This window comes from Castellaniella sp. (genome assembly GCF_034674885.1).
GTDB lineage: Bacteria > Pseudomonadota > Gammaproteobacteria > Burkholderiales > Burkholderiaceae_B > Castellaniella.
The window spans coordinates 64,482-80,860 of the sequence record NZ_JAUCDS010000014.1; the positions used below are offsets into that span (position 1 = coordinate 64,482).

19 protein-coding genes and 1 tRNA gene are annotated in these 16,379 nt (G+C 64.0%); 13 read left to right on the forward strand and 7 right to left on the reverse strand.

The window, feature by feature from the left end:
- The first annotated feature begins 59 nt into the window (after nucleotides 1-59).
- From rplM to erpA, 5 genes are all read left to right on the forward strand, one after another.
- Nucleotides 60-488 carry a 50S ribosomal protein L13 gene (rplM, locus tag VDP74_RS09560; RefSeq protein ID WP_298014404.1) on the forward strand — a complete coding sequence of 143 codons (429 nt, stop codon included), beginning with the start codon at nucleotides 60-62 and terminating at the stop codon, nucleotides 486-488.
- A 12-nt stretch (nucleotides 489-500) separates the two neighbouring features.
- A complete protein-coding gene (gene rpsI / locus VDP74_RS09565) occupies nucleotides 501-893 on the forward strand; it encodes a 30S ribosomal protein S9 (protein ID WP_322999398.1) in 393 nt (130 codons plus the stop codon).
- Nucleotides 894-1,073: 180 nt separating this feature from the next.
- Nucleotides 1,074-2,132 carry an N-acetyl-gamma-glutamyl-phosphate reductase gene (gene argC, locus VDP74_RS09570; protein ID WP_322999399.1) on the forward strand — a complete coding sequence of 353 codons (1,059 nt, stop codon included), beginning with the start codon at nucleotides 1,074-1,076 and terminating at the stop codon, nucleotides 2,130-2,132.
- Between the two features lie 11 nt (nucleotides 2,133-2,143).
- A complete protein-coding gene (locus VDP74_RS09575) occupies nucleotides 2,144-2,890 on the forward strand; it encodes a DUF6776 family protein (protein ID WP_322999400.1) in 747 nt (248 codons plus the stop codon).
- Nucleotides 2,887-3,252, forward strand: coding sequence for an iron-sulfur cluster insertion protein ErpA (erpA, locus tag VDP74_RS09580; RefSeq protein ID WP_322999401.1), 366 nt, complete (start codon nucleotides 2,887-2,889; stop codon nucleotides 3,250-3,252). Before VDP74_RS09575 ends, erpA begins: the two co-directional genes overlap by 4 nt.
- A 31-nt stretch (nucleotides 3,253-3,283) precedes the next feature.
- Here the strand turns inward: erpA and VDP74_RS09585 are convergent, their stop codons facing one another.
- Together VDP74_RS09585 and VDP74_RS09590 are read right to left on the reverse strand one after the other, a co-directional pair.
- The gene (locus VDP74_RS09585) at nucleotides 3,284-4,444 is read right to left on the reverse strand and encodes an anhydro-N-acetylmuramic acid kinase (RefSeq protein WP_322999402.1); all 1,161 of its coding nucleotides are present in this window, start codon (nucleotides 4,442-4,444) and stop codon (nucleotides 3,284-3,286) included.
- Nucleotides 4,445-4,505: 61 nt separating this feature from the next.
- Nucleotides 4,506-5,837, reverse strand: a complete 1,332-nt coding sequence (locus VDP74_RS09590; RefSeq protein WP_322999417.1) for a M23 family metallopeptidase — start codon at nucleotides 5,835-5,837, stop codon at nucleotides 4,506-4,508.
- Nucleotides 5,838-6,089: 252 nt separating this feature from the next.
- Here VDP74_RS09590 and tyrS point away from each other — a divergent pair, with 252 nt between their 5' ends.
- The 7 genes from tyrS to VDP74_RS09625 all read left to right on the forward strand — a co-directional run bounded on the left by tyrS (nucleotide 6,090) and on the right by VDP74_RS09625 (nucleotide 11,867).
- The gene (tyrS, locus tag VDP74_RS09595) at nucleotides 6,090-7,316 is read left to right on the forward strand and encodes a tyrosine--tRNA ligase (protein WP_322999403.1); all 1,227 of its coding nucleotides are present in this window, start codon (nucleotides 6,090-6,092) and stop codon (nucleotides 7,314-7,316) included.
- A 21-nt stretch (nucleotides 7,317-7,337) separates the two neighbouring features.
- Complete coding sequence (locus VDP74_RS09600; protein ID WP_322999404.1) at nucleotides 7,338-7,970, forward strand: YbhB/YbcL family Raf kinase inhibitor-like protein; 633 nt, start codon at nucleotides 7,338-7,340, stop codon at nucleotides 7,968-7,970.
- An 86-nt stretch (nucleotides 7,971-8,056) separates the two neighbouring features.
- Nucleotides 8,057-9,301 (forward strand): serine hydroxymethyltransferase, encoded by a 1,245-nt coding sequence (gene glyA / locus VDP74_RS09605; protein ID WP_322999405.1) that lies wholly within the window; start codon nucleotides 8,057-8,059, stop codon nucleotides 9,299-9,301.
- Nucleotides 9,302-9,336: 35 nt separating this feature from the next.
- Complete coding sequence (nrdR, locus tag VDP74_RS09610) at nucleotides 9,337-9,804, forward strand: transcriptional regulator NrdR (RefSeq protein ID WP_322999406.1); 468 nt, start codon at nucleotides 9,337-9,339, stop codon at nucleotides 9,802-9,804.
- A complete protein-coding gene (gene ribD / locus VDP74_RS09615) occupies nucleotides 9,791-10,957 on the forward strand; it encodes a bifunctional diaminohydroxyphosphoribosylaminopyrimidine deaminase/5-amino-6-(5-phosphoribosylamino)uracil reductase RibD (protein WP_322999407.1) in 1,167 nt (388 codons plus the stop codon). The genes nrdR and ribD overlap by 14 nt, the downstream gene beginning before the upstream one ends.
- Nucleotides 10,958-11,028: 71 nt before the next feature.
- The gene (locus VDP74_RS09620) at nucleotides 11,029-11,673 is read left to right on the forward strand and encodes a riboflavin synthase (protein WP_322999408.1); all 645 of its coding nucleotides are present in this window, start codon (nucleotides 11,029-11,031) and stop codon (nucleotides 11,671-11,673) included.
- Between the two features lie 103 nt (nucleotides 11,674-11,776).
- Nucleotides 11,777-11,867 (forward strand) — tRNA-Ser (locus VDP74_RS09625).
- Between the two features lie 111 nt (nucleotides 11,868-11,978).
- Here VDP74_RS09625 and VDP74_RS09630 read toward each other — a convergent pair.
- From VDP74_RS09630 to gloB, 5 genes are read right to left on the reverse strand one after another with little or no spacing between them, the layout of a single operon-like run.
- Nucleotides 11,979-12,392 (reverse strand): VOC family protein, encoded by a 414-nt coding sequence (locus VDP74_RS09630; RefSeq protein ID WP_322999409.1) that lies wholly within the window; start codon nucleotides 12,390-12,392, stop codon nucleotides 11,979-11,981.
- Nucleotides 12,393-12,435: 43 nt separating this feature from the next.
- Nucleotides 12,436-12,930 carry a DUF4262 domain-containing protein gene (locus tag VDP74_RS09635; RefSeq protein ID WP_322999410.1) on the reverse strand — a complete coding sequence of 165 codons (495 nt, stop codon included), beginning with the start codon at nucleotides 12,928-12,930 and terminating at the stop codon, nucleotides 12,436-12,438.
- Nucleotides 12,931-12,969: 39 nt separating this feature from the next.
- Nucleotides 12,970-13,752, reverse strand: coding sequence for an enoyl-ACP reductase FabI (gene fabI, locus VDP74_RS09640; protein WP_322999411.1), 783 nt, complete (start codon nucleotides 13,750-13,752; stop codon nucleotides 12,970-12,972).
- A gap of 26 nt (nucleotides 13,753-13,778) precedes the next feature.
- Entirely contained in the window at nucleotides 13,779-15,173 is a 1,395-nt protein-coding gene (locus VDP74_RS09645) for a transglycosylase SLT domain-containing protein (protein WP_322999412.1), read from the reverse strand.
- Between the two features lie 7 nt (nucleotides 15,174-15,180).
- Nucleotides 15,181-15,990 (reverse strand): hydroxyacylglutathione hydrolase, encoded by an 810-nt coding sequence (gene gloB, locus VDP74_RS09650; RefSeq protein ID WP_322999413.1) that lies wholly within the window; start codon nucleotides 15,988-15,990, stop codon nucleotides 15,181-15,183.
- A gap of 33 nt (nucleotides 15,991-16,023) precedes the next feature.
- Between gloB and VDP74_RS09655 the strand changes: the two genes are divergently transcribed.
- Nucleotides 16,024-16,379: methyltransferase domain-containing protein (locus VDP74_RS09655; protein WP_322999414.1), on the forward strand; the 356-nt coding region annotated here is incomplete at its 3' end.

Here is a 16,379-nt window from a genome sequence, read left to right on the forward strand (position 1 = left end):
GATAAAGCCCTGACATAGAACGAAAAGTTTTTATTTCTTTCATCATCAGGAACACCATCATGAAGACCTTTGTGGCCAAGCCGCATGAAGTCAAGCGTGACTGGTTTGTGATCGACGCCAAGGGCAAGGTCCTCGGCCGTGTGGCCAGCGAAGTCGCACGCCGTCTGCGTGGCAAGCACAAACCCGAATTCACGCCGCACGTTGACACGGGCGATTACATCGTCGTCGTCAATGCCGCCGATATCGTCGTGACCGGCGCCAAGGCGCAGGACAAGCGCTACTACCGTCACTCCACCTATCCGGGCGGGATCACGGAAACCAACTTCCAGAAAATGCAACAGCGTTTTCCGGGTCGTGCCCTGCAAAAAGCCGTCAAAGGCATGCTGCCCAAGGGGCCGTTGGGTTACGCCATGGCGAAAAAGCTCAAGGTCTATGCCGGTGCCGAGCACCCGCATACCGCGCAGCAGCCGCAAACCCTGGATATTTGAGGATAGGCCATCATGATCGGTAATTGGAATTATGGCACTGGCCGCCGCAAAACTTCGGTGGCTCGGGTGTTTCTGAAAAAAGGCACAGGCAAGATCATCGTCAACGGCCGCCCCGTCGACGAATACTTCGCTCGTGAAACCGGCCGCATGGTCGTACGTCAGCCGCTGGAACTGACCAACCACCTGGAATCGTTCGACTTCCACGTCAACGTCCACGGCGGCGGTGAATCCGGCCAGGCCGGTGCGGTGCGTCACGGCATCACGCGTGCCCTGATCGAATACGACGAAACCCTGAAGTCGCCGCTGAAACAAGCCGGCTTCGTCACGCGCGATGCCCGCGAAGTCGAACGTAAGAAAGTCGGCTTCCACAAGGCCCGTCGCCGCAAGCAGTTCAGCAAGCGCTGATTCCGTTCCAGGTGGTTCGCCACCTGGTGCGATGCGAAAAACCCCGGCCTGTGCCGGGGTTTTTCGCTTTCGCTTCCTGTGACTTTTTGCAGACAGGGCGGGTCGCAGCCCGTGCCATAATCTTGGAATGTTCCGGCGTCGCTGCAGCGGCGCCATGCTTCTCAGACAGGATCCATCACCATGATCACCGCATCACGCATCAAGGCCGGCATCGTCGGCGGCACCGGGTACACGGGCGTCGAACTGCTGCGCCTGTTGTCGCAGCACCCGAACGTGCAGTTGCACGCCATCACGTCGCGCAAGGAATCCGGCATGCCAGTGGCCGACATGTTCCCGAATCTGCGAGGCCACGTCGATCTGTGCTTTCAGACGCCGGAAGACGCTGCCCTGGACCAGTGCGACGTGGTGTTCTTCGCCACGCCGCATGGTGTCGCCATGGAACAGGCGCCCGGGCTGCTGGAACACGATGTGCGAGTGATCGATCTGGCGGCCGATTTCCGTCTGCAGGATATCGATGCCTTCCAGCGCTGGTACAAAATGCCGCATAGCTGCCCCACGGTGCTGCGGGATGCCGTCTACGGCCTGCCCGAACTGGACCGCGACCGCATCCGCCAGGCGCGGGTGGTTGGCAATCCTGGCTGCTACCCCACCACTGTGCTGCTGGGGCTGGCCCCCGTCCTGCAGGCAGGACGCGCGTTGGTGGATACCACTCACATCATCGCCGATTCGAAATCCGGCGTGTCCGGCGCCGGACGCAAGACCCAGGTCGGGTCCCTGTTTTCCGAGGCGTCCGACAATTTCGCCGCCTACGGGGTAGCCGGCCACCGGCACCATCCTGAAATCGCCGAATGCCTGACCCGCATCGCGGGGCAGCCCGTAGGCCTGACCTTCGTGCCGCACCTGGTGCCCATGATCCGGGGCATGTTCTCGACCCTGTACCTGCGCATCCTGCCCGACGCGCTGGACACTGATTTCCAGGCCCTGTACGAACAACGCTATGCCGACGAACCCTTCGTCGACGTCATGCCGGGCGGCAGCCTGCCGCAGACCCGTTCGGTGCGGGCGTCCAACATGCTGCGCATCGCCGTCCATCGCCCGGCTGATGGGGATACGCTGGTCGTGCTGGTTGTGCAGGACAACCTCGTCAAGGGGGCGGCCGGCCAGGCTGTGCAGAACATGAATCTCATGTTCGGCTTTCATGAAACCACCGGCCTGCAGCAGGTGGCGGTGCTGCCCTGAAGGGGGCTGCCATGACGCGCGATGACACGCAGACAGGCGGCTTGCGGCGCTGGATGATCCGCACGCTGACCTTGGCATTGGGTTTGGCGCTGGCCTTCCTGGCCGGGGCTGCTGCCATGCATCTGGGCATGCATGCGGGCGATCAGGAACGCATCCAGGGCCTGCAGGACCAGGTTGCGTCCCAGCGGGCGGAACTGACCCAGGCGCAGACCGATCTGGCGGCTGCCCACAGCCAGGTCGATGTCCAGAGCGGCACTCAGCGGGTGCTGCAGGAAAAATTCGCCGAACTGCAGCAGCAGCTGGGACACGTGCGCGATCAGCTGGCCTTCTATGAACAGCTCATCCCGCCCGGGCCTGCCGGCGCACTGACGGTGCGGGCCTTCGATATCCAGGCGGATGCCGACTTCCTGCGCTATCGGGTGCTGCTGACGCGCAACGCGGCCCCCAATGCCGATCCATTCAAAGGCCGCATGCGCTTTGTGGCGCAGGGCCACATGCAGGGTAAACCCGTTAAAATGGATCTGAATCCCCCGCTGGCCTCGGATCAGGCCGGCGGGGCTGACGCAACGCCGGGCACGGTTGATCCGCTGGCGCTGGTGTTTGACCAGTTCCAGCGCAGCACCGGCGTTTTGCAGGTGCCTGCCGGCCTGGAAATCCAGTCGGTGCGCCTGGAAGTCCTGGAAGGCGATACGATCCGCGCCACCCAGGATGCCGCTTTGAACCGCGCAGCACAGCCTGCGCAGGAGCCTCAATCATGACCACTCTCGAACATGTCGATCTCGACGTCCCGCCCAGCCCCCTGGTGTTCACCGATGCGGCGGCCGCAAAGGTCCGGGAACTGCTGACCGAGGAAGGCAACGCCGATCTCAAGCTGCGGGTCTTCGTGCAGGGGGGCGGCTGTTCCGGCTTCCAGTACGGTTTCACATTCGACGAAGACGTGGCCGAGGACGACACCACCATCGAACGCGGCGGCGTGCAGCTGCTGGTCGACGCCATGAGCTTCCAGTATCTGGTCGGGTCGGAAATCGACTACAAGGACGACCTCGAAGGCGCGCAGTTCGTGATCCGCAACCCCAACGCCAACACCACTTGCGGCTGCGGCTCGTCGTTCGCCCCCTGATACCCTTTTGCCGCGCGGCGTGGGGGTCCCTTTACCCGGCCGGGTACAGGCAGCCTGCGATCGTCGCATGGCGAGCGCCCGTGACCTCAGGCAGGCAGGCGGGCAGACCCAGCACGTGTGCCTGCGCCAGCCAGGCAAAGGCCAGCGCCTCCACCGACTGCACCGGCACCCCATGATCGGCGGTCGTGCCCAACGGGCAGGGCAGCGATCGGGATAGCGTCCGCATGAATACCGGGTTCAGGGCGCCGCCGCCGCAGGCCAGTACCCGGCGTGCGCCGGGCGCATGGCGGCGCACTGCCCGGGCAATCGTTTCCACGGAAAATTGCAGCAGTGTTGCCTGGACGTCCACCGGGTCCGGCATTGCCGGCAGGGTGCCCAGCCGAGCCTGCAGCCAGGCCAGATTGAACAGGTCGCGGCCCGTGGATTTGGGTGGCGGCAGGGCCAGCCAGGGTTCGGCCAGCAGGGCGGTCAGCAGACCCTCGTGGCAGCGGCCTTGGGCCGCCCAGGTGCCGTCGTGGTCGTAGGCCTGGCCCAGATGCTGCTGGATCCAGGCATCCATCAGCATATTGGCTGGCCCGGTGTCGAAGCCCTGGACCGGATCGTCCAGCAGGGTGACATTGGCGATCCCGCCCAGGTTCAACACAAGCTGGCCCATGCCGCAGCCGAATCGGGCGGCATGAAAGGCGGGCACCAGCGGCGCTCCCTGGCCGCCCGCCGCCACGTCTCGGCTGCGGAAATCCGCCACGACGGCGATACCCGTGTGTTCGGCCAGCCTCGCGGGAGCATTGATCTGCAGGGTATAGCCGGATTCCGGCGCGTGCCGCACCGTCTGGCCGTGAGCGCCGATGGCGCGGATTTCGGCTGCGCGCAGGCCGGATTGGTCCAGCAGCGCCGTGACTGCGTCGGCATAGCAGTCGGCCAGTGCATTGGCCGCGCGGGCCGCGCGGGCCAGCTCATCGGGGCCTGTGACATTCAGCGCCAGCAAATCCTGGCGCAGGGCTGCGGGCAAGGGGAGACTGGTGCTGGCCAGCACCGTGATGGCATGGGCGGAACGGGAATCTGCCGGCGCCTGGGCGGATTCCTGTCTCTGTGGGGAGCTGCCAGGGGTGGCGTCGGGCAGTTGCGCCAGTACACCATCGACGCCGTCCGTGCTGGTGCCCGACATCAGGCCGATGTAATAGCTGCTGCGCATGGCACCGAGACTCGAGAATCGGGGAAGGACTGGCCCCGCGACAGCGGGGCCGCCGGGGGAATCAGCGTTCGGCGATCTGGATGCGGCTGTCCTGCAGCCGTGCCAGCATTTGCATCTGCGGCTGGTAGCGGGCTACCAGCGTCTGGAAGGCCTTCTGGTCTCCGTTGTCCAGCGGACGGGTCACCGGCAGATCGGCGGCCAGCGGGTCCACCGGCTGGTTGTTGATGCGGAATTCATAGTGCAGGTGCGGGCCGGTGGCCCAGCCGGTCTGGCCGACGTAGCCGATCAACTGGCCCTGCTGGACGCGGTCGCCTTTTTTCAGGCCTTTGGCAAAACGGCTCTGGTGGGCGTACAGCGTGGAGTATTTGCCGAAATTCTTCAGGATGATGACGTTGCCGTAGCCATTCTGCTGGCCGATGAATTCGATGGTGCCGTCGGCCGTGGCGTGGATCGGGGTGCCGGACTGTGCCGCATAGTCGACGCCTTTGTGCCCGGTCCATTTTTTGTGGATCGGGTGCATGCGCATGCCAAAGCGCGAACTGATGCGGGTGAATTTGATGGCTGTGCGCAAGAAGGCGCCCTTCAGGCTGGCCCCGGAAAAATCGTAGTAGCCGCCCCGGTCGTGGGATCCCTGGAACCAGACGGCGCTGTAGGTCTTGCCCTTGTTGATGAATTCCAGTGCGCGGATGCGGCCGGCGCCGACTTCCTCGCCGTCGTGCATGTAGGCGTCGTAGACGATGCGGAAGCGGTCGCCCTTGCGCAGGTCTTTCAGGAAGTCGATGCGGCTGCCCAGGATGTCCACCATTTCAAGCGTGATGGAGTCGGGCAGATGGGCGTCGTCGGCTGCGCCGAACAGGGAACTGGTGATTTCGGCTTCGGCGACCCGTGTTTCCTGTACGGCGGCGACGGTGCGTTCCTGGGCCGTGAACTTACCCTGCCCATCGGGCCGGATTTCCAGCCAGGCGGATTCGATGCCGGATTTGGCCGTGCTTCCGGGTGTGTGGGCGTAGCGCAGCCAGACCATATTGCCCTGGTTGTCCAGCGCGGCCTGCACGGTGCGTCCGGGGTAGAGCTTGTAGATGGAGCGGGCGCTTTCCTCGTGGGTCAGGAAAGTCAGCAGGCCGTCTTCGTCGACGCCCAGCCGGTGCAGCAGGTCGGAGACTGTGTCTCCCCGGCGGATGCGGGTGGAAGCGATGTAGGGAGCCGATTGATGCAGACTGCCGCCCATAGGCGGCAGGTCGAGTGTTTGGCGGGCCTGGAAAATCGGTTCGGGCGGCGCGCTGGGCTTGACGACGGCCAGTGCGGCTGCGGTCAGAAACAGGCCCCCGGCGGCGAGGAGCAGACTGCGAGTGATATGGCGATGGCGTTGTGTCTGGTGGGCGTCAGGCATCATGGGCGGTGATGGATTCGATCGGTTCGAGGTCGGCCGGGCCAGGATGTGTGTCTGGCAGGCGCGACGCATGGGAATGCGCGACAGCGGGCCTGCCAGACGGATCACCTGCAACGGAAGGCTCTGCTAATATGAGGCTCCGCCGTGTGCTCGGACGTCGAATGTGTTGTACAGAAGCTGCGATGGCACGTTATGCTAGCGCATTAGTCTCTATTTTTCGAGCATTTTTTCAATTTTTCTGATAGATCAGTTACCATGCCGTCCCCCACCGCCCCCGACGACCCCCAGATTGCCCATGATCTGCGCGTGGCCCAGCGGGGCTGCGATGAATTGCTCGTCGCCTCCGAATTCGCCGCCAAACTGGCTCGCAGCCGAGCCACCGGCGTCCCTTTGCGCATCAAACTCGGCCTGGATCCGACGGCGCCGGACATCCACCTGGGGCATACGGTCGTTCTGAATAAAATGCGCCAGCTGCAGGACCTGGGGCATACGGTGATTTTCCTGATCGGCGACTTCACGGCGCAGATCGGCGACCCCAGCGGGCGCAATGCCACCCGCCCGCCGCTCACCCCGGAACAGATCCGCGAAAACGCCAAGACCTATTACGCCCAGGCCAGCCTGGTGCTGGACCCCGACCGTACGGAAATCCGCTACAACTCCGAATGGTGCGACCCGCTGGGTTCGCGCGGGCTGATCCAGCTGGCCTCGCGTTATACGGTGGCCCGCATGATGGAACGCGACGACTTCACGCGGCGGTTCCGGGGCGGAGTCCCGATTTCGGTGCATGAATTCCTGTATCCGCTGCTGCAGGGCTACGATTCCGTGGCGCTGAAGGCCGATCTGGAACTGGGCGGCACGGATCAGAAATTCAATCTGCTGGTGGGCCGCGAACTGCAAAAGGAATACGGCCAGGAACCCCAGTGCGTGCTGACCATGCCCTTGCTCGAAGGCACTGACGGCGTCGAGAAGATGTCCAAATCCAAGGGCAACTACATCGGCATCACCGAGTCCCCGGATTCCATGTTCGGCAAGCTGATGTCGATCTCCGACACGCTGATGTGGCGCTATTTCGAATTGCTGTCGTTCCGTTCCATGGAAGACATCGCCAGCCTGCAGGCCGACATTACCGGTGGCCGCAACCCGCGCGACGCCAAAGTAATGCTGGCGCAGGAAGTCGTCGATCGCTTCCATGGCGCAGGCCACGGCGCGCAGGCTCTGGATCATTTCAATGCGCAGTTCCGCGATGGCGCCATCCCCGAAAACCTGCCGGAAGTCACGGCCGGGGCAGCCCCCATGGGCATCCTGAAGGTGTTGCGTGAATCGGGTCTGGCGGCTTCCGCATCCGAAGCCCAGCGGAACATCGAGCAGGGCGGCGTGCGCATCGATGGTGACCGCATCGAAGACAAATCCTTGCAACTGCCGGCCGGCACATACGTCATGCAGGTCGGCAAGCGTAAATTTGCCCGGGTCACACTGACCTAGGCCTGTTTCCCCGGAGGCCCCATGAAACTGCACAGTGAATCTTTCCCCGACCAAGGGGTCATTCCAGAACGCAACGCCTTCGCGCGCGTCGATCCGCAAAATCATGTGGCCCTGGCCGGCAACAACAACCCCCACCTGGCCTGGTCTGACGTGCCCGATGGGGTGCGTTCCTTCGCCGTGCTGTGCGTCGATCCCGACGTGCCCAGCAAGCCCGACGACGTCAACCAGGTGGGCCGCGAAGTCCCCGCCGATCTGCCGCGCTGCGATTTCTATCATTGGGTACTGGTGGATGTCGGGGCCGATGTCCGCAGCCTGGCCGCAGGCAGCTACGCCAGCGGCATCACGCCGCGCGGCAAGGCCGGCCCGCTTGCCCTGGACGGCACCCGCCAGGGGCTGAACGACTACACCGGCTGGTTTGCCTCGGACCGCGACATGAACGGCGATTACTTCGGCTATGACGGCCCGTGTCCGCCGTGGAACGACGCCCTGGTCCACCGCTATGTATTTACCGTGTACGCGCTGGACGTCGCCGAACTGGACGTCTCGGGGCGTTTCACCGGTGCGCAGGCGCTGGCGGCCATGCAGGGGCATGTGCTGGCCAAGGCCTCGATCACGGGTACCTACACGCTGAATCCGCGCCTGCATGCCTTGTGATCGAGCGCTTCGCGCTAGAATGATTTGATTTGCTTGATCGCCCCCGTGGCGCCTAGATTTCCTTTCCATCGTCTTCAGGATCATTCATGTTTGACCGCACCCGTACCCTTGACAAGGCCGATCCCGCCATCTGGGCCGCCATCCAGCAGGAAAACGTTCGCCAGGAACAGCATATCGAACTCATCGCGTCCGAAAACTACGCCAGCCCGGCCGTCATGCAGGCCCAGGGTACGCAGCTGACGAACAAATACGCAGAAGGCTATCCCGGGAAACGCTACTACGGCGGTTGTGAATATGTGGACGTGGTCGAGCAGCTGGCCATCGACCGGGTCAAGGAAATCTTCGGCGCCGAGGCCGCCAACGTGCAGCCCAATTCGGGCTCCCAGGCCAACCAGGGCGTCTATATGGCGGTCCTGAAGCCCGGCGACCGGGTGCTGGGCATGAGCCTGGCCGAAGGCGGGCACCTGACCCACGGCTCTCCCGTCAATGCCTCGGGCAAACTGTACGAGTTCCATTCCTATGGCCTGGACGCCAACGAAGTCCTGGATTACGACAAACTGGAAGAACTGGCCCGTACGATCAAACCCAAGCTGATCGTGGGCGGGGCCTCGGCGTATTCCCTGCGCATCGATTTCGAACGCATGGCCCGCATTGCGCACGACAACGGCGCCCTGTTCATGGTGGACATCGCTCACTATGCCGGCCTGGTTGCCGGGGGCGAATACCCCAATCCGGTGCCGCATGCCGATTTCGTCACCACGACCACGCACAAATCCCTGCGCGGGCCGCGCGGCGGCGTCATCCTGATGAAGGCCGAATACGAAAAGATCATCAACTCCGCGATCTTCCCGGGCATCCAGGGCGGGCCGCTGATGCACGTCATCGCCGCCAAGGCCGTGGCCTTTGGCGAGGCCTTGCAGCCCGAATTCAAGGCCTATGCCGCCCAGGTGGCTGCCAATGCCCGCGTGCTGGCCGACACCCTGGTCAAGCGCGGCCTGCGCATCGTGTCCGGCCGCACCGAGAGCCACGTCATGCTGGTCGACCTGCGGGCCAAGGGCATCACCGGCAAGGCCGCCGAGGCCGTGCTGGGCGAGGCCCACATCACGGTCAACAAGAACGCCATCCCCAACGATCCGGAAAAGCCCTTCGTCACCAGCGGCATCCGCCTGGGGACGCCGGCCATGACCACGCGCGGCTTCAAAGAAGCCGAGGCCGAGCTCACCGGCAACCTGATCGCCGATGTGCTGGACAACCCGAATGACGCAGCCAACGTCGCTCGTGTGCGGGATCAGGTCAATGCCCTGACGGCGCGCTTGCCCGTCTATCGCTAACCACAGGAGGGCGCCTGCGGGCGCCCGATAGGCCGATGAAGTGTCCGTTCTGCAACTGCGCCGATACGCAGGTGGTGGATTCACGGGTCTCCGAAGAAGGCGACACGATCCGCCGCCGGCGCCGCTGCACGGCCTGCGACCGGCGCTTCACGACCTACGAACGGGTCGACCTGATGATGCCGGCCGTCGTCAAGCGCAATGGCACCCGGACCGACTTCAATCCCGCCAAGCTGCGTTCCAGCATGGCGTTGGCCTTGCGCAAGCGCCCCGTCAGCGCCCCGGCGCTGGATGCGGCGGTGGTGCGCATCCAGGAACGCCTGCTGACCAGCGGCAAACGCGAGGTCTCCTCCGGTCACGTGGGCGAACTGGTCATGGCCGAACTGCGCCAGCTCGACCAAGTGGCGTATGTCCGTTTCGCATCGGTCTATCGCAGCTTCGAGGACATTCGCGAATTTGTTCATACCATCGACGAGTTCCGGGCGCCCGACGATGAGCAGCCCTGACACCGGTGCCCAATCGACCGAAGATCACCGCTGGATGCGGCGGGCGTTGGCGGTGGCCGAACAATCCCTGTATCTCAGCAGCCCGAATCCCCGGGTCGGCTGCGTGCTGGTGCGCGAAGGCCGCTGGCTGGCAGAGGGCAATACCCAGGAAGCAGGCGGACGCCATGCCGAAGCGCAGGCCCTGTGGATCGCGCAGCAGCAACAACTGGACATCCAGGGAGCGACGGCCTATGTCACCCTGGAACCCTGCAGCCATCAGGGGCGAACACCACCCTGCGCGGATGCGCTGATTGCTGCGGGCATCCGCCGCGTGGTGATCGCCTTGCAGGATCCCAACCCCCAGGTGGCAGGGCGCGGCATCGAACGCCTGCGAGCCGCCGGACTGACGGTGGACGCCGGCCTGATGGCCGAGGATGCCCTGGCGCAGAACCCCGGTTTTTGCGCCCGCATGACGCGCGGCACGCCTTGGTTGTGGCTGAAGTCCGCAGCGTCTTTCGATGGCCATACGGCTCTGCCGGACGGCCGCTCCCAATGGATCACAGGCGATGCAGCCCGTGCCGATGGGCATGGCTGGCGCGCCAGGGCCTGCGTGGTGCTGACCGGGATCGGCACGGTCCTGACGGATAACCCGCTGCTGGATGTGCGGGCCGTGCAGACCCCCAGGCAGCCCATCCGCGCAGTGCTGGATACGCAGTTCATCATTTCGGAACAGGCGCGCCTGTTCAATGGCGATCCCGTGTGGGTCTTCACCTCTCGGGCCGACGCCGGCAAGGCAGCCCGGCTGGCTGGGCGCAATGTGCGTGTCATCGTGCTGCCTTTGGGTGGCAACGGTGCGCTGGATCTGGATGCCCTGCTGCGCTGGCTGGGTGATCACGAGATCAACGAGGTCCACGTCGAGGCCGGCGCGCGTCTGCAAGGCGCTCTGGTGGCGGGGGGGTATGTGGATGAATGGGTGGCCTATGTCGCGCCCAGCATCATCGGGGCCGGCCAGGGCCTGGCAGCCTTGCCGGCCCCCATTGCATCGCTGGGCCAGGCGTACCGCTATGAATTCCTGGATGCGGTAAAGTTGGGCCCGGACATGCGCCTGAGGCTGAGGCATCCAGGCCGTTGGCAGGCTCTGCGTGCGGCTTGCGGTTTGCGCGCGCCAGCCTGAATCATCTCGCCCCTGCGGGGCGATCCTGCCGCTCCTGGTGGGCGCGGGAAATTTCGATGGATGGAATCATCATGTTTACAGGAATCGTGGCGGCAGTCGGCCGCATCACCGAAGTTCGCCCCCTGGGCGATCAGGAAGACGCCGGCGTGCGGCTGCTGATCGATGCAGGCGGCCTGCCTCTGCAGGCGACCCGGCTGGGGGATTCGATCGCGATCCAGGGTGCCTGCATGACGGTGGTCGCCTTGCAGGATGCCGCATTCGAAGTCGATGTTTCGCGCGAAAGCCTGGTGCGCACCTGCGGCCTGGACCGCGAAGGCGAGGTCAATCTGGAGCACGCCTTGAGGTTGGGCGACAGCCTGGATGGTCATCTGGTAGCTGGCCACGTCGACGGCGTGGGGCAGGTGACGTGTTTCGATGCGGTGGGCGAATCCACCGAATTGCGCATCATCGTACCTGCGCACCTGTCGAAATACCTGGCATACAAGGGCTCGATCACGGTCAACGGCGTCAGCCTGACCGTGAATCGCGTGGACGACCAGGAAGAAGGCACCGAGATATCCATCAATCTGATTCCTCATACGATCCAGGTCACGACCTTGCGCAATCTGCAGGTCGGCTCCCCCGTCAATCTGGAGATCGATCTGATCGCACGCTATGTCGAGCGCATGGTCGGGACCATGGGCACCACGCTGATGCCGGCACCCACCCTGGCCTGACAGCGCTGGCCGAGGTGGTCCGGTCGCGGACATTGTGTTGCCTGTTTGACATTCATGCTAGAATGACGGACTTCGCTTGTCGAATCTATCTGGCAGGCGTGCAGGACAGGTGGCCGAGCGGTTGAAGGCGCACGCCTGGAAAGCGTGTATACGTGAATAGCGTATCGGGGGTTCGAATCCCCCTCTGTCCGCCAGGATGTAAAAGCCCTTGATTTCGTTGAAATCAAGGGCTTTTTTTATCCCTGGGGCTGCCATGGTGTGTTGTCCTGGGCAGCGCATCGCGCATCAGAAAGGCAGCAGCCTGCTTATTTCGAGTACACCTTGTCGAGATCCGCGAAGCCTTTCATCTCGATGGGGTTGCCGCTCGGATCCAGGAAGAACATGGTCGCCTGTTCGCCGGGTTCGCCTTCGAAGCGAATGCTGGGGGGAATCACGAAATCCAGGTGTTGGCTGCTGAGGCGCTCGGCCAGCGCCTTCCAGTCCGGCATGGCCATCACGAGCCCGAGATGGGGCATCGGCACCATGTGGTTGCCGACGCGGCCTGTATTCGTGACCTGGAACGGTTCGCCAAGATGCAGGGAAATCTGGTGGCCGAAGAAATCGAAGTCGACCCATGTCTCGGTGCTGCGGCCTTCGCGGCAGCCGAGCAGGGTGCCGTAGAACGTGCGCGCTGCGTTGAGATCATGGACGTGATAGGCGAGATGGAAGCTGGTCTTCATGGGGGACCCTCGAGTCGTTGAGGCGATGGGAGAGAGAAAGGCCTTATGCGTGCGCTGTGCCGGGGGGCTGCCACAGCATCTGCTGCGGGCTTCCGGCCTGGTCGTAGGCCGCGTCATCTGGAAACCGCCCGGCGGCGTCGGCCCAGACGATTTGCAGGACCCGGAGCGAAGCGCCAAAGCGGCTGCTGGCCTGGGCGACCCGTTGTGTCAGGACGAAAGGTGTCGAGACGTCTCGCAGCATGACCGGGATGCGCACCGCGTCGCCAGGATGCAGGCCATCGGCCAAGCCGCCGTCCTGATGGCGGCCGTAGGCCACGACGTCGGAAATCACGTCCATGGCCAGGGTGTGATCCAGCGTGCCGGTGATGATCAGTTCAGGTTGCCCGTCCCGGGCCAGGCCGATGGTGTGCAGGAACCAGGTGGACGGAGCCATGTCGTCGTCGGCCACGACCAGGTGGGTGTAATCGTGCCATTTCAGCTTGTCTTCCAGAAAGCCCTGCAGCTTGCTGCGGTTTCTGTCCTGTTCCGATTGCGCCACGACGGCCTGCCTGGTCCTGGTTGATGACAGACCGGATTATCAGTCCATTCCGGGCACGGTGTTGGAAAAGCCGCAGTCCACGTGCAGGATCTCGCCGGTGATCCCGGCGGCCAGGTCCGACAGCAGGAAGGACGCGGCGTTGCCGACGTCCTCGATGGTGACGTTGCGGCCCAGCGGGGACTGGGATTCCACGTATTTCAGCATGTTGGAAAAGTCGCGGATGCCGCTGGCGGCCAGGGTCTTGATCGGGCCGGCGGAAATGCCGTTGGCGCGCAGGCCTTTTTTGCCCAGGGACTTGGCCAGATAGCGTACGCTGGCTTCCAGGGATGCCTTGGCCAGGCCCATCATGTTGTAGTTGGGGATGGCCTTTTCGGCGCCCAGATAGGTCAGGGTCAGCACGGACCCGTTGCGGCCTTCCAGCAGCGGCAGCGCGGCCTTTGCCAGCGCCGGGAAGCTGTAGGCGGAAATGTCGTGGGCCACGCGGAAGTTCTCACGCGTCATGCCGTCCAGGAAGTCGCCTTCCAGGGCGTCCCGGGGGGCGAAACCGATCGAGTGCACCAGGCCGTCCAGGCCGTCCCAGCGCTCGCGCAGGGCGGTGAATGTGGCTTCGATCTGCGCGTCGTCACCCACGTCGCAGGGGATGACGATGTCGCTGCCCAGGTCCTTGGCAAAGCCGCGTACGCGTTCCTCGAAGCGTTCCCCCACGTAGGTCAGGGCCAGTTCGGCGCCCTGGGCGCGGCAGGCATGCGCAATGCCGTAGGCGATGGAGCGATTCGAGAGCACCCCGGTGATCAGGATGCGTTTGCCGTTCAGAAAACCCATGATGTATTGGTCCTATGGATGAATTTTTAGCTTTGCACGTCCGTGCCGGGTACCCGCAGGCGCTGGCCGGTGGACAGGGAGGTGTTCTTCAGGTTGTTCAGCTTGCGCAGGGCGTCTACCGAGGTGTTGTAGCGGCGAGCCAGCGAATACAGGGTATCGCCCTTGCGGATGGTGTGGGTGCGTACGCTGGGGGCCGGGCTCAGGCGGGCGGTGCGCGTCGGCGCCGCCTGGGTGGCGGGCGATCGGACCTGACGCAATGACGGCTGCGGGTCCGTATCCGGGCTGTAGGATGCCAGGCGGATGCCGCCGTCGTCGGCAGCAGGCGCTGCCGGGATCAGCAGGGTGGCGACCGTGGCACGTGTCTGTTTTGAACTGAGGTTGTTGGCCTGGCGCAGCTGGTCCAGGGTGATGCCGTGGGATTTGGCAAGGGCGGCCAGCGACTGGCCGCGTTTGGGGTGCACGACCTGCCAGGACGACAGCCGACCGGTATAGGTCTTGAGGTTGTCGTTGAATACGTCGACCTTGTCCAGCGGCAGGTGCAGGGCGGGATTGTGTGCTGCCAGCATCACCGGCCGGTTGTAGGCCGGGTTCAGGGCGCGGAAGTCTTCGAGGGGCATTTCCGCCAGGGCGGCTGCCACGGCGATGTCCATGTCGCGCGATTTGTGGACGGTCGTGAAGTATGGGCTGTTGCTGACCTTGGGCAGGGTGATGCCGTATTTTTCCGGACGGGCGATGATGTTCTTGATGGCCTGCAGCTTGGGGACGTAGTTGCGCGTTTCGTCGGGCATGTCCAGCTGGGTGTAGATCGGTTCCTTGTCCTGGTTGGCGGCCTTGTCCATGGCGCGTTTGACGGCGCCTTCACCCCAGTTGTAGGACGCCAGCGCCAGGTACCAGTCGCCCTGGAAATCGTACAGATAGCTGAGATAGTCCAGCGCGGCCTGGGTGGAGGCCACCGGGTCGCGGCGCTGGTCGCGCCACCAGTCCTGCTGCAGCTTGTAGTGCAGGCCGGTGCTGGGGATGAACTGCCACAGGCCCGAGGCCTGGGATCGCGACAGGGCGTTGGGATCGTAGGCCGATTCCACGAAAGGCAGCAGGGCCAGTTCCGTGGGCAGGCCGCGTCGGTTCAGTTCGTCGACGATGTAATACAGGTATTTCCCGGCGCGCTGGCTCATGAGCAGGACCGACTGGGGATGGGCCGCGTAGTAGTCGGTCCAGTAGTCGACGCGTTCGCCGTGCAGGTTGGGGATGGAGAACCCGCGCCGGACTCGGTCCCACATGTCGCGGGGCGGGTGGGTCAGATCGACGGTGCGGGATGTGTCTTCTGCCACGTAGGCCTGACGTCGATCGGTGGATGATTTCTGGGTAGCGCAGCCAGCCAGCAGGACCAGGATCAGCGGCAGTATCAGTCGCAGGATTTTCATGAGCAGATCATTTGAATTCGTTTTTCCATTCGCGCAGACCCGCAAAAACCGCCTGAGGCGTGTTCAGTGGCATGGCGGCGTGTTGGCTGGCCGCAGCCCGGACATCCGGGTGGCCGGTGCGCAGGAACGGGTTCGTCTGCAGTTCCAGGCCCAGCCGTGACGGCACGGTGGGCAGATCCTGGGCGCGCAGATGCGCCGTGTCCTGGGCACGCGCCTGCAATGCCGCGTTGGTCGGTTCGACCTGCAGGGCCCAGCGAATATTGGCCGCCGTATATTCGTGCGCACAGCACACCAGCGTATCCGGAGGCAAACACCCGATTTTACCCAAGGAATCGTGCATTTGTGCAGGGGTGCCTTCGAATAGCCTCCCGCACCCGGCTGCGAACAGCGTATCGCCGCAGAATAGAACGGTCTGATCGGCATCCAGCGAGCCGACATAGGCGATGTGTCCGGCAGTGTGGCCGGGGATGTCCAGGACCTGTAAGTGCAACCCGATGCCCGGCAGGTCGACGAGGTCGCCTTCGCCCAGGCGCACGTCGCATGCCGGGATGTTTTCGTGGCGTGGCCCGTAGACGCGGGCCCCGGTTCGCTGGTGTAATGCCTGCACGCCGCCGACGTGGTCACGATGATGGTGCGTGATCAGGATGGCTTCCAGGGTCAGTCCCTGCGTCAGCCGTGCCAGCACCGGGTCGGCTTCGCCGGGGTCTACGACGATGGCATGGCCGTTTTTCTGTACCATCCAGATGTAATTGTCCGACAGGGCGGGGATGGGGGTCAGCGTGGCCGGCGAGCTGGAAGTCGGGGCGATGAAATTCATGATGGGGGATTCAGGGTGGCACCGCAACGCGCAATGCCGATCGAATTGGCGGAATGGCTGGAAACCCCGGTCGGGCAGTACGTACGCAACTGGGAACAGCAGCAGGTGGATGCCATGGTCAGCAATGCGTTTGGCTATCATGCCATACAAATCGGCCTGCCGCACTGGGATCTGCTGCAGGCCAACCGCATCCCGCACAAGGTCTGGGCCCATAGTCCCAGCGCGCCGTTTGGCACGCGGGCGGGGCGCCTGGTCTGCGAACCTGAACAGCTCCCCTTCGACACCCAGAGCGTCGATCTGATGGTCATGCCGCACACGCTGGAATGGTGCGTCGATCCCCACCAGGTGCTGCGCGAGGTCGAACGCGTCCTGATGCCCGAAGGGCGGGT